Source organism: Microbacterium hydrothermale (assembly GCF_004854025.1).
In the GTDB taxonomy this organism is placed as follows: domain Bacteria; phylum Actinomycetota; class Actinomycetes; order Actinomycetales; family Microbacteriaceae; genus Microbacterium; species Microbacterium hydrothermale.
Window position 1 is genome coordinate 525038 of sequence record NZ_STGM01000002.1, and the last position, 22198, is coordinate 547235.

At 71.1% G+C, this 22198-nt stretch carries 24 protein-coding genes; 10 read left to right on the forward strand and 14 right to left on the reverse strand.

Annotated elements, in window-relative coordinates:
* Nucleotides 1–11: 11 nt before the first annotated feature.
* From FB047_RS06115 to FB047_RS06140, 6 genes are read right to left on the reverse strand one after another with little or no spacing between them, the layout of a single operon-like run.
* Nucleotides 12–968, reverse strand: coding sequence for an Asp23/Gls24 family envelope stress response protein (locus FB047_RS06115; protein ID WP_136586295.1), 957 nt, complete (start codon nucleotides 966–968; stop codon nucleotides 12–14).
* Between the two features lie 19 nt (nucleotides 969–987).
* Nucleotides 988–1575 (reverse strand): hypothetical protein, encoded by a 588-nt coding sequence (locus tag FB047_RS06120; RefSeq protein WP_136586296.1) that lies wholly within the window; start codon nucleotides 1573–1575, stop codon nucleotides 988–990.
* Entirely contained in the window at nucleotides 1575–2153 is a 579-nt protein-coding gene (locus tag FB047_RS06125; protein WP_136586297.1) for a DUF6286 domain-containing protein, read from the reverse strand. The genes FB047_RS06120 and FB047_RS06125 overlap by 1 nt, the downstream gene beginning before the upstream one ends.
* Nucleotides 2153–2545: an Asp23/Gls24 family envelope stress response protein gene (locus FB047_RS06130; protein ID WP_136586298.1), complete on the reverse strand. Its 393-nt coding sequence runs from the start codon at nucleotides 2543–2545 to the stop codon at nucleotides 2153–2155. Before FB047_RS06130 ends, FB047_RS06125 begins: the two co-directional genes overlap by 1 nt.
* Nucleotides 2542–2730 (reverse strand): DUF2273 domain-containing protein, encoded by a 189-nt coding sequence (locus FB047_RS06135; RefSeq protein WP_136586299.1) that lies wholly within the window; start codon nucleotides 2728–2730, stop codon nucleotides 2542–2544. The genes FB047_RS06130 and FB047_RS06135 overlap by 4 nt, the downstream gene beginning before the upstream one ends.
* Nucleotides 2727–3206 carry an Asp23/Gls24 family envelope stress response protein gene (locus FB047_RS06140; protein WP_136586300.1) on the reverse strand — a complete coding sequence of 160 codons (480 nt, stop codon included), beginning with the start codon at nucleotides 3204–3206 and terminating at the stop codon, nucleotides 2727–2729. Before FB047_RS06140 ends, FB047_RS06135 begins: the two co-directional genes overlap by 4 nt.
* Before the next feature lie 307 nt (nucleotides 3207–3513).
* On the opposite strand from FB047_RS06140, the gene aqpZ reads away from it, so the two are divergent.
* The 3 genes from aqpZ (at nucleotide 3514) to FB047_RS06155 (ending at nucleotide 7688) form a co-directional block, all read left to right on the forward strand.
* Nucleotides 3514–4326, forward strand: coding sequence for an aquaporin Z (gene aqpZ, locus FB047_RS06145; RefSeq protein WP_136586301.1), 813 nt, complete (start codon nucleotides 3514–3516; stop codon nucleotides 4324–4326).
* Nucleotides 4327–4435: 109 nt separating this feature from the next.
* Nucleotides 4436–5305 (forward strand): formate dehydrogenase accessory sulfurtransferase FdhD, encoded by an 870-nt coding sequence (fdhD, locus tag FB047_RS06150; protein WP_136586302.1) that lies wholly within the window; start codon nucleotides 4436–4438, stop codon nucleotides 5303–5305.
* Between the two features lie 61 nt (nucleotides 5306–5366).
* Nucleotides 5367–7688: an FdhF/YdeP family oxidoreductase gene (locus FB047_RS06155; protein WP_136586303.1), complete on the forward strand. Its 2322-nt coding sequence runs from the start codon at nucleotides 5367–5369 to the stop codon at nucleotides 7686–7688.
* A gap of 170 nt (nucleotides 7689–7858) precedes the next feature.
* Here FB047_RS06155 and FB047_RS06160 read toward each other — a convergent pair whose 3' ends face one another.
* Nucleotides 7859–8851, reverse strand: coding sequence for a glycerate kinase (locus FB047_RS06160; protein ID WP_136586304.1), 993 nt, complete (start codon nucleotides 8849–8851; stop codon nucleotides 7859–7861).
* 8 nt (nucleotides 8852–8859) lie between these two features.
* The gene (locus FB047_RS06165) at nucleotides 8860–9240 is read right to left on the reverse strand and encodes a hypothetical protein (protein WP_136586305.1); all 381 of its coding nucleotides are present in this window, start codon (nucleotides 9238–9240) and stop codon (nucleotides 8860–8862) included.
* A gap of 118 nt (nucleotides 9241–9358) precedes the next feature.
* On the opposite strand from FB047_RS06165, the gene purL reads away from it, so the two are divergent.
* The 3 genes from purL to FB047_RS06175 all read left to right on the forward strand — a co-directional run bounded on the left by purL (nucleotide 9359) and on the right by FB047_RS06175 (nucleotide 12474).
* Complete coding sequence (purL, locus tag FB047_RS06170; RefSeq protein WP_420812641.1) at nucleotides 9359–11761, forward strand: phosphoribosylformylglycinamidine synthase subunit PurL; 2403 nt, start codon at nucleotides 9359–9361, stop codon at nucleotides 11759–11761.
* A 118-nt stretch (nucleotides 11762–11879) separates the two neighbouring features.
* On the forward strand, nucleotides 11880–12014 hold the full coding sequence (locus tag FB047_RS17355; protein ID WP_276606268.1) for a hypothetical protein: 135 nt from the start codon (nucleotides 11880–11882) through the stop codon (nucleotides 12012–12014).
* A 19-nt stretch (nucleotides 12015–12033) separates the two neighbouring features.
* Entirely contained in the window at nucleotides 12034–12474 is a 441-nt protein-coding gene (locus tag FB047_RS06175) for a hypothetical protein (RefSeq protein ID WP_136586307.1), read from the forward strand.
* A 161-nt stretch (nucleotides 12475–12635) separates the two neighbouring features.
* Here FB047_RS06175 and FB047_RS06180 read toward each other — a convergent pair whose 3' ends face one another.
* Nucleotides 12636–13706 (reverse strand): epoxide hydrolase family protein, encoded by a 1071-nt coding sequence (locus FB047_RS06180; protein ID WP_167494166.1) that lies wholly within the window; start codon nucleotides 13704–13706, stop codon nucleotides 12636–12638.
* A 265-nt stretch (nucleotides 13707–13971) separates the two neighbouring features.
* Here FB047_RS06180 and FB047_RS06185 point away from each other — a divergent pair, with 265 nt between their 5' ends.
* Together FB047_RS06185 and FB047_RS06190 are read left to right on the forward strand one after the other, a co-directional pair.
* Entirely contained in the window at nucleotides 13972–14961 is a 990-nt protein-coding gene (locus FB047_RS06185) for a coiled-coil domain-containing protein (RefSeq protein WP_136586309.1), read from the forward strand.
* A gap of 25 nt (nucleotides 14962–14986) precedes the next feature.
* Nucleotides 14987–15727, forward strand: coding sequence for a hypothetical protein (locus FB047_RS06190; protein WP_420812642.1), 741 nt, complete (start codon nucleotides 14987–14989; stop codon nucleotides 15725–15727).
* A gap of 7 nt (nucleotides 15728–15734) precedes the next feature.
* On the opposite strand, the gene FB047_RS06195 is transcribed toward FB047_RS06190, so the two are convergent.
* Entirely contained in the window at nucleotides 15735–15995 is a 261-nt protein-coding gene (locus tag FB047_RS06195; RefSeq protein ID WP_136586311.1) for a DUF3253 domain-containing protein, read from the reverse strand.
* A gap of 47 nt (nucleotides 15996–16042) precedes the next feature.
* Between FB047_RS06195 and FB047_RS06200 the strand changes: the two genes are divergently transcribed.
* Entirely contained in the window at nucleotides 16043–16774 is a 732-nt protein-coding gene (locus tag FB047_RS06200; protein WP_240752652.1) for a YqjF family protein, read from the forward strand.
* Nucleotides 16775–16882: 108 nt separating this feature from the next.
* Here the strand turns inward: FB047_RS06200 and FB047_RS06205 are convergent, their stop codons facing one another.
* The 4 genes from FB047_RS06205 to FB047_RS06220 form a co-directional block, all read right to left on the reverse strand.
* On the reverse strand, nucleotides 16883–17785 hold the full coding sequence (locus FB047_RS06205; RefSeq protein ID WP_136586313.1) for a glycine betaine ABC transporter substrate-binding protein: 903 nt from the start codon (nucleotides 17783–17785) through the stop codon (nucleotides 16883–16885).
* 119 nt (nucleotides 17786–17904) lie between these two features.
* Nucleotides 17905–18909 carry an ABC transporter permease gene (locus FB047_RS06210; RefSeq protein ID WP_136586314.1) on the reverse strand — a complete coding sequence of 335 codons (1005 nt, stop codon included), beginning with the start codon at nucleotides 18907–18909 and terminating at the stop codon, nucleotides 17905–17907.
* Entirely contained in the window at nucleotides 18909–20273 is a 1365-nt protein-coding gene (locus tag FB047_RS06215; RefSeq protein WP_420812643.1) for a quaternary amine ABC transporter ATP-binding protein, read from the reverse strand. Before FB047_RS06215 ends, FB047_RS06210 begins: the two co-directional genes overlap by 1 nt.
* A gap of 382 nt (nucleotides 20274–20655) precedes the next feature.
* Nucleotides 20656–20961 carry a chorismate mutase gene (locus tag FB047_RS06220; protein WP_136586315.1) on the reverse strand — a complete coding sequence of 102 codons (306 nt, stop codon included), beginning with the start codon at nucleotides 20959–20961 and terminating at the stop codon, nucleotides 20656–20658.
* A gap of 90 nt (nucleotides 20962–21051) precedes the next feature.
* On the opposite strand from FB047_RS06220, the gene FB047_RS06225 reads away from it, so the two are divergent.
* The gene (locus FB047_RS06225) at nucleotides 21052–22176 is read left to right on the forward strand and encodes an AI-2E family transporter (RefSeq protein ID WP_136586316.1); all 1125 of its coding nucleotides are present in this window, start codon (nucleotides 21052–21054) and stop codon (nucleotides 22174–22176) included.
* Nucleotides 22177–22198: the final 22 nt, after the last annotated feature.

Here is a 22198-nt window from a genome sequence, read left to right on the forward strand (position 1 = left end):
ACGTCTGCAGGTCAGTTCTGCGGCCGCTCGTCCTCCACGACCGACTGCACCTCGTCGGTGGCCGGCGTCTCGTCGTCGGCGCGTACCTCGTCGGCCGCGATGGCGATGTCGACCGCGGCGTCTTCGAGCGCCTCGGCGACGACGTCGCGCACATCGGCGCGCTCATCGTCAACGCGCACGTCGGCGCGACCGCCCTGGGCGGGGTCGGAGGTGTCCAGGGCCGAGCCCTCGTCGGTCGGCTCGAGGCCCTCGGTCGCACGGTCCGCGGCGTCGATGTCGGCCTGGGCCTGCTCACGGCGGGTGGCCTCGGCGTTCTGGCGCGCGAACTCGCCGGCCGCCGCGGCCGCACCGGCGGCGAGGTCGGACGCGGCGTCCTTGGCGTCGCCGAGCGCCTTGGCGGCGTCGTCGGCCTTCTCGCGCACGACGGCGGCGGCGTCGGCCGTCCTTTCGCGGACGGCCGTCGACGCGGCATCCGCCCGCTGCTTCGCCTCACCGGCGATCTCGCGGGCGCGGTTCCCCGCGGCATCCGCCTTCTCCTTCGCCGCACCGGCGATCTCGCGAGCGCGGTCGCCGGCGGCATCCGCCTTCTGCTCCGTCTCATCGACCACGTCGCGGTCGAAGGGGCCGAACACGCCGGTGACGACCACGTCGACATCGATGCGCCCGCGCCCGAGGGGCTCGAGGGCCGTGCGGACGGCCGTGCGCACGGCGTCGGAGACCTCGTGCAGCTTGTGCGGGTAATCGACCACGAGCGAGATGGTCGCCGTGACCGAGTCGGCGCGGTCGGTGTCGATCTTCACGCCGGGGGCGGTACTGGCCAGGCCCACGCGCTCACGGACGGCGTCCGACGCGCGACCCAGCAGGCTGCCCAGGGCGTGCACGCCCGGCACCGAGCCGGCCGCGGTGGCGGCCAGGCTCGCCGCGGCATCCAGGTCGGGCGGGTCGATGGTGGCATCGATGGTGGTCATGACGGCTCCTCGTGGGGTGTCAGTGCACGCGGGTGTTGTCGCGCGCGAGCTTCGCGCGCAGGCCCGAGTGGATGGAGATGTACGCGCGCAGGTTCTGGCCCGTGAGGGCGGCGAGGTTGGTGACCAGGGTGTCGACGTGCTCGGCCACCTGACGCGGGGAGGTGTTCTGGCGCGGGGTGACCGCGACGTGCAGCACCGACTCGTTCTTGATCTCACCGGCGCTGATGCGCGAGGAAAGGATCTCGTCGCGCTCGGCGAGCGCGTTCTTGAGGGCCTCCGAGGCGAACCCGTCGGTGACCGTGATGCGACCGGCGTCGCTCGCGCTGCCCGTCGACTGCAGCGGCGCCTGACGGCGTCCGCGCACGGCGGCCGAGGCGATGACGATGAGGATGATCGCGAGCACCACGAAGGCGGCGACGGCACCCCAGCCGGCGGAGTCGCGGCCGAGCGACTCGAGCCAGCCCTGGAAGCCGCCCATGACGGTGGTCCAGGTGTCGGTTCCGCCGGGGAGGAGTCCCACGGCGAGGGCGAGAGCGCCCAGGCCCAGCAGCACGAGGGCGACCAGGAACAGGATGAAGCGGTTCAGACCGCGACGCGTGGCGTTCATCAGGACTCCTTGGTGTCGGGACGCTCGACGCGCAGGTGGGTGCGCACAGCGGGGGTGAGCTTGTAGGCGGCGACCTCCTCGTCGACGATGCGGCGCAGCTGCGCCTCATCGACCGGGATGCCGACCGGGGGACGCACCGTCACGTCGACGGCGCGGTGGGCCACGCCCACGACGATGTCGTCACGGGCGATGCCGGACTCGTTGCTGAGGTGCTGGGCGAGAGCGGATGCCACGACGCCGTTGTCGACGACGACGGCACGCTCGCCCCACTCCATCTCGTGACGCGAGAGCCGACCGGGCTTGAGCGCGAGCACGAGCACGACGAGGCCGAGGATCGCGAGCACGACGCCGCCGATGATGAAGGCGACGGGCATGAGCGCGGTGGGGGCCGCGACGACGGCGTTGAGGGCCTCGCCGGGCGACACCAGCAACGGCTGAGCGCCGGTGAGGTTCAGGATGATCTCGACCGCGGCGTAGGCCAGGGCCAGGAGCAGCAGCACGACCACGACGAGCATGGCCACGGTGCGCGGGGAGTGCGTCTCACGACGCACCACGGTGCGGAGCACGGTGTCAGTCATCACAGCACTCGCTTTCGCTGGGGGGCGGTGGCGCCCGAGATGGTCAGGTCGACGCGCGAGATCTCGCGGCCGAACAGCCGCGTGAGGCGCGTACGGAGTTCGCTCTGGGCGGCGGCGGCCGCCTCGAGCACGGGGGTGGCGGCGCGCACGGCCTCGGTGTCGTCGAGGCGGGGCACCGGGAACGGCGACGTCACGCGCACGGCGGCGGTGTTGCGGGCCGCGACGATCTCGACGTGGACGCCCTTGGCATCCACTCCGATGATGTCGGCGGCGGCGCGCTCGGCCGTCTTCTGCAGCACGCGGTCGGCGATGTTCACCCGGCCGGCGGGGAGGCCGGGGCCGGCAACCGCGCTGCGGCTGCCGACCCCGGGGGAAGCGGTGACGGTGGTCACGATGTGCTCCGACCCTTGAAGGCGTTGACGACGTTGCGGAAGTCGATCTCACCCGCGGTGATACGGGCGACGACCACACCGATCGCCATGAAGAGGGCGACGAGGATGAATCCCCAGAAGCCGAAGATCAGGGCGCTGAGGGCCAGCACGAGACCGGCGAGAGCGCCCTTCGCCGTGGCGCTCACTGGACGCGCTTCTCGGACTCGGCGTCGGTGTTGTCGTCGCCCGGGATGTGGACGTCGTTCACATCGACGTTGACCTCGACGACCTCGAGACCGACGAGACGGCTGATCGCACCGGCGACGCGACCGCGCACCTGGTCGGCGACCTCCTGGATCGGGGCGCCGTACTCGACGACGATGGTGACGTCGGCGGCGGCCTGCGTCTCGCCGACCTCGACCTTGACGCCCTGCGTCAGGTCGGTCGCGTTGATGGCGTCGCGGATGGCGCCGAGCGCACGGGCTCCGCCGCCGCCGAGCGCGTACACGCCGGTGACCTCACGGGCCGCGATGCCGGCGACCTTGGCGACGACGCCTTCGGCGATCGTGGTCTTGCCCTCGGTGTGGGTCTCCTGGCCGCGAGCGGCGAGGGGACGGTTCACGCGCGACGCCGCCTGGGGGACGTTCTGCGCAGCGGGGGTGGTGGGGGCGTTCTCAGCCATGTCCGTGCCTTTCGATGTCGTGACCCGATGGTTCGGGGTGGGCGCTTCGGCCTACATGACTAAGACGTACCGGGTGCAGGAATCGTCACGCCGGGATTGCAATTCATTTCGTCTTGTGTATTCGAGCGCATGCAGACTTCGCCTTTATCCGGGGGGCGCAGGGCGAGTCAAGGCGCCGAAGTAGTTCGTTTCGCGTCGCGATGATTCGTCGGTTGCAGCATCATCCGGCCACATCGGATGTGACACTCGCCCCGCTCGCAACGTCATCCCCCCGACACCCCCGTCGGATCAGACAGAACGGAGCATCATGAGCAAGAAGGACAAGAAGCGCAACGAGCCGGTCGACATCGCGGACTCGACCTCGGAGCAGCAGCGGCAGAAGGCGGGCAGCTGGTCGTCGCCCGCGCGATACGCCGCGGAGCTGTTCGGCACCTTCCTTCTGGTGCTGGGCGGCGTGGGGACGGCGTTGTTCGCCGCGAACTTCCCCAGTGCCGACGACAACCAGGCCGGGGTCGGCTTCCTCGGCGTGGCCCTCGCCTTCGGCCTCACCCTGGTCGCCGGTATCGCGGCGGTCGGACACATCAGCGGAGGGCACTTCAACCCCGCGGTGACGCTCGGACTGCTCGCCGCCGGCCGTACCGACGCCCGGCATGTGCCGGGCTACATCCTGGCGCAGCTGATCGGCGGCGTGCTGGCCACGAGCGTGATCGCCCTCGTCCTGTCCGGTCGTCCGGACGGTTTCACGACCGCGCAGGAGGCGGGCTTCGCCTCGAACGGGTTTGGCGACGGCAGCCCGGGCGGCTACGGCTTGGCCGCGGTCTTCGTGACCGAGGCCGTGCTCACCGGCATCTTCATCGCGGTGATCCTCTCGATCACCGCAAAGGCCGAGTACCAGGCGTTCGCGCCGATCGGCATCGGCCTGACCCTGACGCTGATCCACCTGATCAGCATCCCGGTCAGCAACACGAGCGTGAACCCGGCGCGGTCGATCGCCACCGCCGTGTACGGCGGCGCCCTGCCGCTGAGCCAGCTGTGGGTGTTCATCGTGGCACCGCTGGCGGGTGCGGTCGTGGCGGGGCTGATCGTGCGCACGCTGGGGCGGCGCACCGTCACGGCCTGATCGGGCATCGAGATCGCCGGCCCGGGAGCAGGGGCTCCCGGGCCGGTCCGCCGATGCCGGGCGTACGCTCGACCCATGTCCCCCCTGTTCTCGTCGGAGCGGTCCTGAGATGGGCCGCCTCACCACCTCCCGCCGGGTGACCCGCATCACCCTCGAGGGCGCGAACCGTCAGCGACCGGATGCCATCGCGGTCGAGGAACCGCTCGAGATCCGCGTCGCGGGCACGCCGCTGTCGGTGACCATGCGGACGCCCGGGCACGACGTCGAGCTCGCCGCGGGCTTCCTCGTGTCGGAGGGCGTGATCAGCCGCGGCGACCAGTTCGCCCGCGCGATCCACTGCGGCGGACCCGGCACGGGCGGCGCCGACGGCAACACCTACAACGTGCTCGACCTCACCCTCGCGGCGGGGGTCGCGCCCCCCACCCCGCGTTCCTTCTTCACGACGAGCTCGTGCGGCGTGTGCGGAACGGCATCCATCGACGCGGTCGAGAAGGTCTCGACCTACGACGTGTCGACCGACACCCTCTCGATCTCGGCACACGACGTCGCGGCCCTCCCCGACCGCCTGCGCGAGCAGCAGAAGACGTTCGACAAGACCGGCGGCCTGCACGGCGCAGCACTGTTCGACGTCGCGAGCGGCGAGCTGCTCGTCGCGCGCGAAGACGTCGGACGCCACAACGCCGTCGACAAGGTCGTCGGCTGGGCGCTGCTGAACGATCGTCTGCCCCTGCGCGGGACGGTGCTGCAGGTGTCGGGGCGAGTGAGCTTCGAACTCGTGCAGAAGGCCGTGATGGCCGGCATCCCGATGCTCTCCGCCGTGTCGGCACCCTCGTCCCTCGCGATCGAACTGGCCGAGCGCGCCGGGCTCACGCTCGCGGCGTTCGTCCGCGGGTCGAGCATGAACCTCTACACCCGCGCGGATCGCATCGTCGTCGCATCCACAACCCCCGTGACCGAGGACGCCGCGGGCGTACGCTGACGATCGTGCGCGCGGTGAGCGGATGCCACCGACTCGGCGCCGGAATCCACGGAGGGTGAGCATGGGTGAGTCGTTCGGGCTGATGACCGAGGAACCGCGCCAGGGAGGCCTCGGCCCGCAGGTCGAGGGCGAGTGGTCGAGCACCGGCCCCTACGAGCACCCCGCCGCCGGCTGGGGCGCCGCTCTCACCGTGGGCAAGGTGCTCTACGAGCAGCGTCAGCCCCTCGCGGGGACAAAGGCGATGTTCACGATGAATCACCCGAAGAGTGGTTTCGACTGCCCGGGTTGCGCGTGGCCCGACGACAAGGGCGTCACCCTCGACATCTGCGAGAACGGCATCAAGCACGTCACGTGGGAGATGACGCACAAGCGCGTCGGCAAGGAGTTCTTCGCCGAGCACTCCGTGAGCGAGCTGTCGCAGTGGAGCGACTTCGAGCTCGAGGACGCCGGACGCCTGGTGGGGCCGATGGCGTACGACGCCGCGACCGACCACTACGTGCCCATCTCGTGGAACGACGCGTTCCGCATGATCGCGCGCCACCTCACGGCGCTCGACTCCCCCGACGAGGCCGCGTTCTACACCTCGGGCCGCCTCAGCAACGAGGCGTCCTTCCTGTACCAGCTGTTCGCGCGCGAGCTCGGCACGAACAACCTCCCCGACTGCTCGAACATGTGCCACGAGGGCTCCGGCCGCGGGCTCACGGCATCCCTCGCCACGGGCAAGGGCACCGCCGACCTCGAGGACTGGGAGGCGTGCGACGCCCTCTTCGTGCTCGGCGTCAACGCCGCCTCGAACGCCCCGCGCATGCTCACCAGCCTCGCCGAGGCCATCGACCGCGGAGCGCAGGTCGTGCACGTCAACCCGCTCCGCGAGGTCGCCGGCACCCGCACGATCGTGCCGCACGAGATCGTCGACATGGCGACGTTCAACTCCACGCCGACCAGCACGATGAACCTGCAGGTGCGCCCCGGCGGCGACCTGGCGCTCGTGCGCGGCATGGCCAAGGTCGTCTTCGAGGCCTCGGCGACCGACCCCACGGCTCTCGACCAGGCGTTCCTCGACGCGTACACGAGCGGACTCGACGAGTACCGCGCGATGGTCGAGACGACCTCGTGGGACGAGCTCGTCGAACAGGCCGGCCTGACCGAGGCCGAGATCCGCGCCGCCGCCGCGGTCTACCTCGCGTCGAAGCGCTGCGTCATCAGCTGGTGCCTCGGCGTCAGCCAGCACCAGCACGGCGTCGACACGGTGCGCGAGATCGTCAACCTGCTGCTGCTGCGCGGCAACGTGGGACGCAAGGGCACCGGTCCCTCCCCCGTGCGCGGCCACAGCAACGTGCAGGGCAACCGCACGTGCGGCATCAACCACAAGCCGACCGAGGAGTGGCTCGCCAAGCTCGACGAGGTCTGCGGCATCACCTCGCCGCGCGAGCCCGGTCTCGACACCGTGCACACGGTCGCGGCCCTGCACCGTGGCGACCTCAAGGTCTTCCTCGGCATGGGCGGCAACTTCGTGCGGGCGGCTCCCGACACCAAGCTCACCGCCGAGGGCATGGGCCGGTGCGAGCTGACCGTGCACGTCAGCACGAAGCTGAACCGCAGCCACCTGACCCACGGCAAGGAGGCGCTCATCCTGCCGTGCCTCGGACGCACCGAGCGCGACATGCAGGAGGCGGGTCCGCAGTCGATCTCGACGGAGGATGCCATGAGCTCGGTCATGCTCTCGCTCGGCTCCCGCAAGCCGGCGTCGCCGCACCTGCTCAGCGAGCCCGAGATCATCGCGCGCATCGCGCGGGCGACCATGCCCGAGTCGGCCACGCCGTGGGAGTGGTACGTGGGCGACTACGACCGCATCCGCGACACGATGGCCAAGGCGCTGCCGGGCTTCGAGGGCTTCAACGAACTCGTGCGGCAGCAATACGGCTTCCGCATCCCCCAGCCCGCCCGCGAGCGCGACTTCCGCACGCCCTCGGGCAAGGCGGAGTTCTCGCACGCCGAACTGCCGAACGTCATCCCCGCAGAGGCCGACGTGCTCGTGCTGCAGACCATGCGCTCGCACGATCAGTGGAACACCACGATCTACTCGGCCGACGACCGCTACCGGGGCGTGCGCAACATCCGCGAACTGGTCTTCATGAACCGGCGCGACATGAAGGAGCGCGGCATCGCCGAGGGCGACCTCGTCGACATCGTCGCGACCTCGCGCGACGGTTCGGTGCGCAGCGTCACGGCATTCCGAGCCCTCGAGTACGACACTCCGCGCGGCAGCGCGGCGGGCTACTTCCCCGAGATGAACGTGCTGCTCGGCCCCGACGACTACAGCCGCCAGAGCGATCAGCCGCTGATGAAGGACATCCGGGTGCGGATCGCGAAGACGGCCTGACGCTGCGGGGGCGGCGGCTCGCCCGCGCGCGGGACCCCCTCGACGCAGGATCGGATCGCGAAACGGCGAGGTCCGCGCGATCCTTCGACCCGGGTGCGCCGCTGACCGCCCCCGCTCGCGACGCCGGCGTCGGAGGATCGCGCGTCGGCTCGGCAGGACGCGGTGCGCCCTCAGGCCCCGTGCGCGAGGGCGCGCGCGACCGTCGACTCGACGGCCGCCGCGGGCTCGCGCCGCGCCCTCTCCTCCCCCACGGTCTCGACCAGTGTGAACACCCGCTCGCCGACGACCGACGGCGCCGCCGTCCCGGCGATGACGAGTGCCGGAACCCCCCGCGCCGCGGCGAGCGCGAGCACGTGCCCGGGTCCCTTGCCCGCGAGCGAGGTCTCATCGAAGGCGCCTTCGCCGGTGAGCACGAGGTCGGCTCCGGTGATCGCCGCCTCGAGCCCGAGGGCGCCGGCGATGAAGGCCGCGCCGTCGACCAGTTCCGCGCCCGCGGCGAAGAGCGCACCCGACAGGCCTCCCGCGGCGCCGGTGCGCGGAACACCCCGCACGTCGGTGCCGAACCGGGTGGCCCACTCCTCGGCATCCCTCGACAGTCGAGCGGTGAGGCGGCCCACCAGGGCGGCATCCGCGCCCTTCTGCGGGGCGAAGACCCGCGCGGCGTCGACGAACGCGGTCGTCGTGTCGGTCAGCACGACGACCCGGCCGGGGGTGAACGGCACACGGTCGCCGAGGGCCTCGATCGCCCCTCGGCCTCCGTCCGTCATCGCCGATCCGCCCATCCCCACCACGACCCGCGCCGCGCCCGCGTCGAGCGCCCGCGCGACGAGTTCTCCGACGCCCCGGCTCGTCGCGCCCCAGGGGTCGTTGCGGTCGGATCCCCCGGCCAGAACGAGCCCGGATGCCGCGGCCGACTCGATCACGGCGAGATCGTCCTCGAGACGCCAGGCGGCCCGTACGGGCTCACCGAGAGGTCCGGTCACGGTGTCGACCCGGTTCGCTCCGCCGAGGGCGTCGAGCGTGCCGTCCCCGCCGTCGGCGATGGGCACGACCACCACCTCCGCGTACGGCCACCCCGCGCGCACGGCCGCCGCCATGGCATCCGCCGCCTCCCGCGCACTCAGCGTGCCCTTGAACTTGTCAGGGGCGATGACCACGCGCATGCGGCGCGTCAGACGTCGGCGCTGACGAGCACGCCCTGGCGCTGCAGGTCGGCCTGCACCTCGCCGACGGCCCGCTGGTAGGCGTCGTGCAGCTTCACCTGCTCGAGTCCGTCGTCGCTGCCGCCACCGGGCTGGAAGATTGGGCGGTGCAGATCGACGCGCACCGTGCCGCCGAGATCGGCGAATCGCACATCGAGCACCTCGCGCACGTCGGCATCGTGCGCCCGCAGCCCGAGGAACATCGTCTTGGCGATGCTGCCGTGAGTGGCCTTCCAGTGGTCGCCCTGTTCGGTCACGGTGAATCCCGCGGCCTCGAGGGCGGTGCGTACCGCCTGCTGGGCGGCGGCGAGGTCGCCCGAGACGACGAGGTGGAAGTTCAGGATGGCCATGCGCGTACGCCTTTCGCTCCGGTGCGGCCCAGCCTGGCGCGTCCGGCGACGGCTGCACAAGCTCCGTCGGCGGGCTCGGCCCGGGCGTCGACCTCTCCCGTGAACACGCCGCCCGGGCATGTCGGCCCGCCCAACTAGACTGACTCCCGTCCGGCCCCTGCGATTCTTGGAGCTCAGCCGCGTGACCACCCCGAACCCCGCCGCCCGCACAGCTCTTGCTGACACCGTCGAGAACGCCATCGCGACGCCCGAGAAAGAGCAGCCGTACGGCGCGCTCGGGCTCAAGAGCGACGAATACGCGAAGATCCGCGAGATCCTGGGCCGCCGCCCCACCAGCGGCGAGCTGGCGATGTACTCGGTCATGTGGAGCGAGCACTGCTCCTACAAGTCGAGCAAGATCTACCTGCGCCAGTTCGGCCAGAAGGTCAGCGACGAGATGAAGACGCGCCTCATGGTGGGCATGGGGCAGAACGCCGGCGTCGTCGACGTGGGCGAGGGCTGGGCGGTCACCTTCAAGGTCGAGTCGCACAACCACCCGAGCTACATCGAGCCGTTCCAGGGCGCCGCGACCGGCGTCGGCGGCATCGTCCGCGACATCATCTCGATGGGCGCGCGCCCGGTCGCGGTCATGGACCAGCTGCGCTTCGGCGCGATCGACCACCCCGACACCCCCCGCGTCGTACACGGCGTCACCAGCGGCATCTCCTTCTACGGCAACTGCCTGGGCCTGCCCAACATCGGCGGCGAGACGGTCTTCGACGCCGTCTACCAGGGCAACCCGCTCGTCAACGCCCTCGCCGTGGGCGTCATGCGCCACGAAGACATCAAGCTCGCCAACGCCACGGGCGTCGGCAACAAGGTCGTGCTGTTCGGTGCGCGCACGGGCGGCGACGGCATCGGCGGCGCGAGCATCCTGGCATCCGACACCTTCGCCGACGGCGGACCCACCAAGCGTCCCGCGGTGCAGGTGGGCGACCCGTTCGCCGAGAAGGTGCTCATCGAGTGCTGCCTCGAGCTGTACCGCGACGACCTCGTCGAGGCCATCCAGGACCTCGGGGCCGCGGGCATCTCGTGCGCCACGAGCGAGCTCGCCGCCAACGGCGACAGCGGCATGAAGGTCGAGCTGTCGAAGGTGCTGCTGCGCGACCCCTCGCTGACGCCCGAAGAGATCCTCATGTCGGAGTCGCAGGAGCGCATGATGGCGATCGTCGCCCCCGAGAAGCTCGACGCGTTCCTCGCCGTCGTCGGCAAGTGGGACGTCGAGACGAGCGTGCTCGGCGAGGTCACCGGCGACGGCCGCCTCGTCATCGACTGGTACGGCGAGCGCATCGTCGACGTCGACCCCTCGACCGTCGCGGTCGACGGACCCGTCTACGAGCGCCCCGTCGCCTACCCCACCTGGATCGACGCCCTGCAGGCCGACTCCGCCGCGAAGCTCGAGAGGGCGACGGATGCCGACACCCTCCGCGAGCAGTTCACGACCCTCGTCGCGAGCCCCAACCTCGCCGACACCTCGTGGATCACGAACCAGTACGACTACTACGTGCTCGGCAACACCGCGCTGAGCTTCCCCGACGACGCCGGAATGATCCGCGTCGACGAGGAGACCGGCCTCGGCTTCGCGATCGCGACCGACTGCAACGGCCGCTACAACCAGCTCGACCCGTACAACGGCGCGAAGCTGGCCCTGGCCGAGGCGTACCGCAACGTGGCCGTCACGGGCGCGGTGCCCACCGCCGTCACCGACTGCCTGAACTTCGGCAGCCCCGAGAACCCCGAGGTCATGTGGCAGTTCAGCCAGGCCGTCGAGGGTCTGAGCGACGGCTGCCTCGAGCTCGGCATCCCGGTCACGGGCGGCAATGTGTCGTTCTACAACCAGACCGGCGACCAGCCGATCCACCCGACCCCCGTCGTTGGCGTCCTGGGCATCATCGACGACGTCGCCGCGCGCATCCCGAGCGGTTGGCAGGATGCCGGCGAGAACCTCTACCTGCTGGGCGTCACCGCCGACGAGCTCGACGGTTCGCAGTGGGCGGGCACCATCCATGACCACCTCGGCGGTCGCCCGCCGAAGGTCGACCTCGCGCAGGAGCGCAAGCTCGCCGAACTGCTGCAGGCCGCGGGGTCGCAGTCGCTCGTGTCGAGCGCGCACGACCTGTCTTCGGGGGGTCTCGCGCAGGCCCTCGCCGAGGGCGTGCTGCGCTTCGGCGTCGGCGCGCGCGTCTGGCTCACCGAGCTCATGGAGCGCGACGGGGTGGATGCCACCGCCGCGCTGTTCAGCGAGTCCACCGGCCGCGTGCTGGTCAGCGTCCCCCGCGAGGAAGACGTGAAGTTCCGGGGCCTGTGCGACGGACGCGGCTACCCCGTGCTGCGCATCGGCGTGACCGATGTCGAGCCGGGCACCGAGGCGACGCTCGAGATCCAGGACATCTTCACCGTGCCCGTGTCGGAGCTGCGCCGGTTGTCGACCGAGACGCTTCCCGCGGTCTTCGGTCCCACCGTCTCGGAGCCGGTGGCCTGATCCGATCGTCGCGCGGGCTGAACGGTCCGCGCGACGACCGGTCCCGGTCCTCGCCGCACCGCTCCGGGAACGAGAAGTCCGACACCGACAGCACAGCACAGCCGAGAGGAGACGCGAGATGACCGACGACGACGACATGACCGTGTTCAGCGACAAGCGGCAGAAGCGCGTCAAGATCACCGCGTGGATCGTGATCGGCGCCCTGGTGCTCACCGGCGGCGGCGCCACGGTGATCTCGCTCATCCTCGGCTGACGACGAAAGGCGCCCGCGGATGTCGCTCATCGATCCGACCCCCGAGACCGTCGCGACGCTCGACGCCCTCTCCGACGCCGCGCGCGTCCGCCCCGATGATTTCTCGGCGATGGACGCCCTGTGGCGTGCCGTCTACGCGCTGCCGCACTGGTCGTTCATCGCGCGCGGACCCGACGACGCCCCGTCGCCGTTCATCGGGCAGCTCGCGAACGGGCCGATGGTCTTCGCCTTCACCACCCGCCAGCGCGCGCACGACGGCGCGCTCGCGACCGGCCTCGACGAAGAAGCCGCCTCGCGCGTGCTGAGCGTCCCCCTCCCCGGCGCGGTCGAGTGGCTCGCCGCGTTCGCTCAGCAGGGCGTCGCCGGCGTGGTGTTCGACATGCCCGCGCAGGGGTACATGGCGCCGCTGCAGAACCTCCTGCCGATGCAGGCGCACATCGTACGCACGCCGCCCGCCTGACCTCCGGTCATGCCGGGGCATGGCCGATGTCGAGGAGTCGGTCTCCCGCTGCGGATGACGGGCGCCCACGACGCCGTTCTCGCGCTTGTCGTCCCGCTGTCCTCGCGCGAGGCTTCACGCTCCGTCGTCGAGCCGCGAACGGAGCGACGCAGAACGGTCGCTCACGTGCTCTCGGTCAGGGCACGCAGATCGGCGGCGAGCAGGGCGGGATGCTCCATCGACCCGAAGTGCCCGCCCGAGGGGAAGCGCGTGAAGCGCACGGTCGGGTACGAGCGGCGAGCGAAGGACTCCACCCCGTGATCGATATCGTGCGGGAACAGTCCGAAGGCCGTCGGCACCGAGACCCGACCGGTCGGCGGGAACCGCCGCCGGTCGAAGTACACCCTCGCGGCGCTGCCCGCGGTGCGGGTGAACCAATGCAGCGATAGGTTCTCCAGCAGAAGATCGAGCGGGAGGCGTTCGAAGACGTCACCGTCGCCCCAGGCCTGGAATTTCTCGAGATACCAGCTCGCCAGCCCCGCCGGGGAGTCCGTCAACGCGGCCGCGAGGGTTTGCGGCTTGGTGCGCTGCTCGGCGGCGTAGGCGCCCTCGGCCGTCTCCCACGCATCGGCGGCATCCACCCACTCCCTCTCCTCGACCGAGAGATCGTGCGCCGCGCGCGCGTGCCACAGGGGGACGTCGGTGAGATGCACTCCGGTCACGCGGTCGGGGGCGAGCACGGCGATCTGGTCGGCGATGGCCGTACCGAGGTCGCCGCCGTGCACGGCGAACGACCGCACGCCGATCTCATCGAGAGCGCCGAGCAGCCGCTCGGCATTCCAGCGCGGGCCGCCCTCGTCGCGGCCGGCCGGATCGCTGAATCCGAACCCGGGGATGCTCGGGACGACGACGTCGAGATCGGTGAGGTGCTCCGCCACCCCGCGGAACCGGACGAAACTGTCGGGCCACCCGTGGATGAGCACGATGGCGCGCGCCCCGGGCGTTCCCGACCGCCACAGGTGGACGCGACGGCCCGGCTCACCCACGAGCAGATGCTGCTCGCGACGCAGGCGCTGCTCCACACCGCACCACTCGAACTCCGCCCACGCGTCGAGCACCCGGCGCAGGGCAGAGGGACGCGTGCCCCGTGACCAGTCGTCACCCACGTCATCGGGCCATCGGGTCGCGGCGATGCGTCGGCGCAGATCGTCGATCTCGGCGGGTGAGGTACGTGAGTCGAGGCGAGTGATCACGAGGACACCTTGGCACGACCGCGCGTGACATCCGTCCTCGACGAGCGGGCTCATCTCGACCGTGCCGCACAAAGACGCGCGAGAGCGTCATCCGGCGCTCGTCGAGGTCACCGGCCTCGGGGAGGCCTTCAGGCGATCGACTTCGGGAATGACCGGCTGTTCGAGCGCCGCCTGCTTCGGACGCCCGCCGCACGCGTCGGCGCCGCCCCTGCGGATTCCGGCCCCCACCCAGCCCCGTGTCGGGGGCCCGGCATAGCATGGGCGTGTGGAACCGCTGGTGGCCCTTCTGGCCGAGTGGTGGTGGATCGGTCCTGCGGCGGCCGGTGCCGGCACCGTCGGCTGGGTCGGCGTGCGCCGTTCCCGACGCCGAGCGCTCCCGGCCGGCACGACGACGACCGGCGATCGCGCGGTTCGCGCGTGGGCCTCGCGCCCCCTGAGCAAGGCCGCCGCGCGTCGCCTCGAGCTCGACGCGGCCCAACTCGACCTGCAGACCGCCCGTCACGCCGTCACCCGCGGACGCGCCGACGTCAAGGTCGCCGATGCCGAGGTGGTGCGCGCCCAGGCCGAGCGGGCGGCATCCCGTGTCTCGAGCGATACGGTCGCCGCCGCACGCGCCCGCCTGGTCGACGCGCAGCGCGACCTCCGCGCGGCGATGGCGGAGGTGCGCGCGCGGCGTGCCGGGGTGAAGGCCGCGAAGGCGATGCTCCCCGCGATCCGTGCGGGCAGCGCTCCCCTGCCGGTCGCGCGCCTGCTGGCCGAGCACGACGCGATCCTCGCCCGCTGGATGGCGTACGAGACGGATCCCGGCCTGGCGATCGACTACCCGCAGATGAGCGACTCGCGCTCGCCCCTCCTCGCCGAGTTCCTGCGGGCGCACGAGCGCGCGCAGTGGCTGCGGCCCGCATCGGTGCAGACGCGTCTCGAGCCCGCCGACTACCTCGCGTACCGCGACGCCGTGCGCCGCACCGCGCACGCGTTCGACCGCGCCGAGCGCGCGGCGCGCCAGGGCACCGAGCAGCCCGGGTTCGAGGGCGGCGATGCGTGGAGCCGCGTCGCCTCCGACCTGGCCGAGACCGCCCAGCGGGCCCTCGCGCGCTCGATGGAGTCGATGGGGCGGGCAGCGGCCCGCTCCTGGACCGAGCGCGGCGCTCGACGCGCCTCCGCGAAGCGACCGGATGCCGCGGCGCCCGGGTCGGACGACGGTCCGGTCTGGCCGCCTCCCGCACGCGATCGGCCGCACCCTCCGGCATCCTGAGAGGGGCGGAGCCCGGCGGCGTAGCATGGCGCGGGTGCAGGAATTCTGGAACTTCGCCGGCAACTACTGGTGGCTCGTCTTCCCCCTCTTCGGGATGACGATGGGCGCACTCAACGCGCGCGCGAAGCACCGCGAGGTGAACGCGCGTCGACGCCACAAGGAGCAGTTGGAGCTGCTGCGCGCGCAGGGTCTCGCGGCGAACGCCGACGCTCCCGCGGCGATCACCCCCGCGGGCGTAGACGAGCGTGCGCGGCTCGTATCGGCGCACGACGCGGTGACCCATCAGTGGCTCGAGTACGAGCTCGACGCTGCGAAGCTGATCTCGTACCCCGCGATGAGCGACGGCCGTCAGCCGCTGACCGCGGCCTTCCTGCGGGCGAAGAAGGTGGCCGACAACCTCCGTCCGGCCGAGGGCGAGACGCTCTCACCCGAGCGTCTGCGCGAGTACCGCGACGCCGTGACCGACTACGAGGTCGCGTTCGAGGTCGCCGAGCGCGAGGCCCGGCGCGTGAAGGATGCGGCGTTCACCCCCGACGAGCGCAAGCGCCTCGACACGGCGAAGCAGCTGCTGACGGTCGCCACCGACCAGGCGGCCACGCCCAACGAACGGCAGCTCGCGTACAAGCGCGTGCGCGAGGAGCTCGACGGCCTCATCTGGCTGAGCGACGAGGCGGTCGACGAGCTCGAGAAGAAGGTCGCGCTGGAGCTTCCGCGCCGCGCCGCGCAGCCGAGCTCGTCGACGACCCCGCCCGAGCCCGCGGTCTGACCGCCGCTCAGTCCTTCCGGCGGATCCGCACCGGGCCCCGCGCCGTGGTCACGTCGACCACGACGCCCTTCTGCGTGACCTCGACCTCTCCGCGGGCGACGAGCTCGCGGGCCGCGTCGCGGGCCGGCTGCATGAGCTCGCGCCAGTCATCGCCACCGACGGCGCGCGCCGCCTCGGAGGGGCAGATGGTCGCCCCGGCATCGCGAGCGGCGAGCAGATCGCGGATGGATGCCACGAGCCGCGGGTCCGCACCAGACGACGAGGTCATCTGTCCAGTGTCCCTCCGCGGGAAGGCGTCGGGGTCAGAATGAGCCGGTGATCACCGAGCGCCACGCCCCCGATCTGCCCGGACGCGCCGTCATCGCGCAGCGTTGGAACCGCGCCGTCTTCGTGCACTGGCGCGTCGACGCCGCCGACGTGGCTCCCTTGCTCCCCGCGGGCACGCGGCCCGACGAGCACGACGGATCCGCGTGGGTGGGTCTCGTACCGTTCGTGCTGAGCGAGTTCCGCTTCCTGCCCCTGCCCCCGGTTCCGTTCGTCGGGACGTTCACCGAGATCAACGTCCGCACGTACGCGATCGACGAGGAGGGGCGCCGGGGCGTGGTGTTCCGAACGCTCGAAGCCGAACACCTCGCCCCGGTGCTCGCCGCTCGCGCCCTGTTCGGCCTGCCCTACCGCTGGGCCCGCGCGGGCGTGCGCACCGAGGGCGATCGCATCGAGTACCGCTCATGGCGCCATGGCGGTCGGCATCCGGGAACGCGACTGCGGGCGACGCTCGGCACCGAGACCGTCGACACCGGGCTCTCGCGCTTCCTCACCGCCCGCTGGGGGTTCCACGAGCGGCACCTCGGCCGCACGATCTGGGCGGCGAACAGTCACGAGCCCTGGCCTCTCGTGACCGCCGAGCTCGACGTGCTCGACGATGAGCTCGTGGCCGATGCCGGCTTCCCGCAGCTCGCCGGACGCACCCCCGACTCGGTGCTCGCGATGCCGGCCGGGCATCCGGGCTTCATCACGCGATTCACGGCGGCGCGACCGATCGGCTGACGTCCTCGGCTCGCCCGGCAGGTGAGGAGCCGTTCGGTCCGACGAGCGACCGCTTCCCGCAACGCCGAAGGCTCCCCCGCGGACGGAGGGAGCCTTCGGCGTACGAGATCAGTCGCGCTGCGTCGAGAACGCGTCGGGGTTCTGCTCGAGCCACGCGTCGACCGCGTCGGCTTCCTTGCCCTCGCCGTACTCGTTGACGACGAGGTCTTCGAGCGAGCCGTACTGCGCGTCGTCGAGCTCGATGCCGGCGATGAGCTCGGCGGCATCCGGGTACTTCTCGGCGAAGCCGCTCGTGCCCAGGAAGTGCAGCGCCTCGGGGTCGCCCATCAGCCCCTGGGGGTCGGCGAGATCCTTGACGTCGTACGCGTCGTTGGCCCAGAACGGACGCCACAGGGTGACGACGATGTCCTTCTGCGCCGCGATCGCGTTGTCGAGCTCGGTGAGCATCGCCGCGGTCGACGAGGTGACGAGCTCGAGGCCGTCGAGGCCGTACCCGGGCATCGCGACCTCCTGCGTCTGCTTGGTCAGGCCCGCGCCAGGCTCGATGCCGTAGATCTTGCCGTCGAAGCGCGCGGCGTTCGCCTGGAGCTGGTCGATCGAGTCGATGTCGACGTAGCTCGGGACCGCCATCGTGAGCTTGGCGTCGTCGTAGTAGGCGCCGAGGTCTTCGATGTTGTCGCCGTACTTGTCCATGTAGTCGGCGTGCGTGAGCTCGGGCCAGGCCGAGGGGTAGATGTCGACGTCGCCCTGGGCGAGTCCGGCGTACAGCGGGCCCGCCTCGGTGAGGGTCTGCATCTCGACGGTGTAGCCGAGCTTGCCGAGCTGGTCCTCGAGCAGGTACGCGGTGCTGAGGCCGTCGGTCCACGAGGGGAGGAACCCGAGGGTGATGGTGCCCTTGTCGCCGCCGTCGCCCGAGCCGCCTTCGGCCTGGTTTCCGCTGGCGCAGCCCGCGAGGGCGAGAGCCGCCACGCTGCCGAGGGCAAGGGTCGCGGTGAGGTGTCGCGTCTTCATTGCTGTGTTCTCTTCCTTTTCGTATGTGATTTCCGGATGTCCCTCACGCGAGCCACCGGGACCCGTCGCCCCCGCACGGGGCGAACGACGGATCCCAGCGGCTCGCGCCGAGGAGGGGCTCAGTGACCGCTCGAGATCGGGGCGCGGCGCGGCGAGGCCTTCTCGCGATCGGCCTCGGCTGCGGCATCCGCCGACGCCGTGTCGACGTGCGGCGCCGCGGTGGCACCGGCCGTGACGACCGCCGCGGGACGGGCGGCCCGCCGACGGGCGAGCACTCCGAGCAGCGACGAGGTGTTGTCGGCGCGGTTGCCGAGAGCGGCGGTGAGCCGGTCGAGGTAGACCGCGAGGATCACGACGCTCAGGCCGGCCTCGACGCCCTTGGGCAGGTTGACGGTCGAGATCGACTGCACGACCTCTTTGCCGAGGCCGTCGGCGCCGACGATGCCGGCCACGACCGCCATCGACAGCGCGAGCATGATCACCTGGTTGACGCCGGCCATGATGGTCGGCATCGCGAGCGGCAGCTGGATGCCGCGCAGGATCTGCCACGGGGTGGCGCCGAACGCCTGCCCGGCCTCCACCGTCTCGGAGTCGACCCCGCGGATGCCGAGCTCGGTCAGACGCACACCCGGGGGCAGCGCGAAGATGACGGTCGAGACGACACCGGGCACGACGCCGATGCTGAAGAACGTGATCGCGGGGATCAGGTACACGAACGCGGGCATCGTCTGCATGAAGTCGAGGATCGGCTTCAGCACCGCGCGGACCGTGCTGTTGCGCGCCGACCAGATGCCCAGCGGCACCGAGATCACCACAGCGACGATGGTCGCCACGAGCACGAGGGCGAGGGTCTGCATGGCGGTGACCCACTGCCCCATCGCGAGGATGAGGGCGAAGCCGACCACGGTGCCGACCGCGAGCTTCCACGAGCGCAGCAGCCAGGCCAGCAGAGCGGCGATCACGATCACCACGACGATCGGCGCCGACAGGAGGATGTCGCTGAGACCGCCCACGAGGAAGCGCACGGTCACGGCGATGACGTCGAAGAGCCCGGAGAGGTTGTCTCGCAACCAGTCCACGGCGGAGTCGACCCAGGAGCCGACCGGGATGCGGAAGCCATCCATCAGCGCACCCCCTCGGTCTCGGAGGCCGCGACCGGGGTGTCGAGCACCGCATCGATCTCGGCGGACGGGAGGGGCTGCGGAAGCACGGTGATCTCCTCGGTGGAGGTGGGCCCGGGTCCGAGGGCGGCGAGCAGCGTGACGCGCGGGATGACACCGGCGAGACGGCCCTCCGCGTCGAGCACGGCCAGGGGGAGCGGGGATTCGACCGAGGGGACGAAGAGGTTCATGAGCACGTCGTCCTCGCGGACGGTCTGCGGAACGGGCTTGAGCCGGCTGAGCAGCGAGCTCTCCCCCGCCCGCACGAGCTTCATGGCATCCCGGTCGGTGATGATGCCGAGCGGCTTGCGGTCGCGGTCGGTGACGTAGACGGCAGACATGTAGGCGTCGCGCATCTGGCGCAGGGCCGTGCGCGGGCCCGCCGAGGCGTCGACGCGCGGACGCGGGCGCTCCATGACGTTGCCGGCGGTGAGCACGCGGGCGCGGTCGACGTCCTGCACGAACTGCTCGACGTAGTCGTTCGCGGGGTCGGTGAGGATGTCTTCCGGGGTGCCGATCTGCACGATGCGTCCGTCGCGCATGACCGCGATGCGATCGCCGAGGAACATCGCCTCGTTGAGGTCGTGCGTGATGAAGACGATGGTCTTCTTCAGGGTCCGCTGCAGCTCGATGAGCTGCTCCTGCATCTCGCGGCGGATGAGCGGGTCGAGGGCGCTGAACGCCTCGTCCATGAGCAGGATGTCGGTGTCGGCGGCGAGGGCGCGGGCGATGCCGACGCGCTGCTGCATTCCGCCCGAGAGCGCCGAGGGGAGCTTGTCGCCCCAGCCGTCGAGGCCCACGAGGGAGAGGATCTCGTTCGCCTTGGCCAGACGCTCGGCCTTGCCGGCGCCCTGGAGCTCGAGCGGGTAGGCGACGTTGGCCGCGACCGTGCGGTGCGGGAAGAGCGCGAAGTGCTGGAACACCATCGCGAGGCGATCGCGGCGGAGGCTGCGCAGGCGGGACGCGCCCACGCCGGTCAGGGCGTCGCCCTTGACCTCGACGGTTCCCGCGGTGGCCTCGTGCAGGCCGTTCAGCATGCGGATGATGGTGGATTTGCCGGAGCCGGAGAGCCCCATGATGACGAAGATCTCGCCGGGCTGGACGTCGAAGCTCGCGTCGATGACGGCGGCGGTCCCGTGGTCGGCGATCTCGTCGCGCGTGGCGCCGGAGCGGAGCTTGTCGACGGCGGCCTGGGGCGCGCGTCCGAAGACCTTGAACAGGTTCTTGGCGGAGAGGGCGGGCGATTCGCTCGCCGATGCGGGCGAAGCGGATGCGGGCGAAGCCGATGCGGACGGAGCGGGCTCCGTCGAAGCAGGCGGATGTGTCACTGGTGCACCTCAGCGGCCTTCGGGTGGCCGCGCAGGTCACGCCCGGGTGGCAGCCGTCGGCGCTCTCCGGGGGTGGAGCACGTCGACACCGGACATCGGGTCCGGCGTCCTGGCCGCCGACCATACGCTCGCGGCATCCCCTCCCCCGAGAAGACACCGGCGACCGCGGACTGGTCGGGTGAACGGCCCGTGAAGGACCTCATCCAACGTTTCACGGTGATGGATCGGCTGGCAAATCGTTCCTCGCCTTGCGGATCCGGATGCCGTGTGGCACGCGCGCGCGTCTGGATCCCGCCGTCGCGAGTCGGTCGGTCGATTCACCCGCATGACACCCCGGGCGTGTCGCGGGGCCCTTGCGTCGCCCCGCGCGATGTGCGACAGCTCAGTCGACGGGCGGCTGGGCGGCGGCCGTTCGGTGGTGACGGATGACCTCGGCGACGACGAAGTTGAACCACTTCTCCGCGAACGCGGGGTCGAGGTCGGCATCCTCCGCCAGGCGCATCAGGCGGGCGATCTGCTGCTCCTCGCGCGCGGGATCGGATGCGGGCATCCCGTGCTTCGCCTTGAGGACGCCCACCTGCTTGGTGCAGCGGAACCGCTCGGCGAGAAGGAAGATGAGCGCGGCGTCGATGTTGTCGATGCTGCCGCGCAGCCCCTGCAGAATCGTCGAGGGATCGGCGTCGGTCATGTGTCCTCCCAGATCGCTCCGACCCTACCGCGCCGCACGGCACCGTGCGGTGCACCGTCGTCCGCCGCGGCCGAGTCCTACAGTGTGAGCATGAGCCGATCGACGCGCCCCGACCCCACCGCCGTAGGCGCCGACGCCGGGGCGCCCACCTCGCGCGACAAGCCGGTGTGGGCGGCGGTCTCCCGCCCCTACGCCGCCGGTTTCTTCCTCACCCTCGGGGGCCTGACCGCGTTCCTGCTCGCTCTCGCTCTCGGGCAGCTGTCGACGGTGCTCATCTACATCGCGATCGCCCTGTTCGTCGCCCTCGCTCTCGATCCCCTCGTGCGCATGCTCGTGCGCCGGGGCCTGTCGCGGGCGTGGGGCATCGTCATCGTCTTCGGAGGACTGGCGGTCATCCTCGCCGGCGCCCTCTGGCTGCTCATCCCCCCGGTCGTGCGTCAGGTCGAGCAGTTCGTCGGCGACATCCCCACGTTCGTCAACGACGTCATCGACAGCGACGCCGTTCGCTGGGTCGAGCAGAACTTCGGCGACAGCCTGGGCGACGTGCTGAAAGAGGTGCAGAGCTTCGTCACGAACCCCACCAACATCGCCGCGATCGGCGGCGGACTCCTTCAGGTGGGCATCGGGATCGGTGAGTTCATCTCGGGCGCGATCATCGTGCTGGTGCTGAGCCTGTACTTCCTGGCATCCCTGCCGAAGATGAAGAACAGCCTCGTGCGCCTCACGCCGGCGCGCAGCCGTGAGACCGTCGCCGACATGACGGGGCAGATCACCGACTCGGTGGGTGGCTACCTCGCCGGCATGGTCGTGCTCGCCCTGTGCAACGCGGTCTTCGCGTTCATCGTGCTGACGATCCTGCAGCAGCCGTTCGCGGCCCTGCTCGCCGCTCTGGCCTTCGGGATCACGCTCATCCCGCTCGTGGGTTCGGTGCTGTTCTGGGCGACGGCGACCCTGTTCACGCTCATCGTCAGTCCGACCGCCGGGCTCATCTTCGCGATCGTCTATCTGGTGTACATGCAGATCGAGGCATACATCCTGACCCCACGCGTGATGAACCGGACGATCTCGGTGCCCGGTGCCCTCGTCGTGATCGGCGCCCTCGTCGGCGGCACGCTCCTGGGCCTCCTCGGCGCGCTCGTCGCCATCCCCGTGACGGCGTCGGTCCTGCTGATCATCAAGCAGATCGTCATCCCGCGACAGGATGCCAAGAAGTAGCGGAACCGCCGCGCCGCGGCGC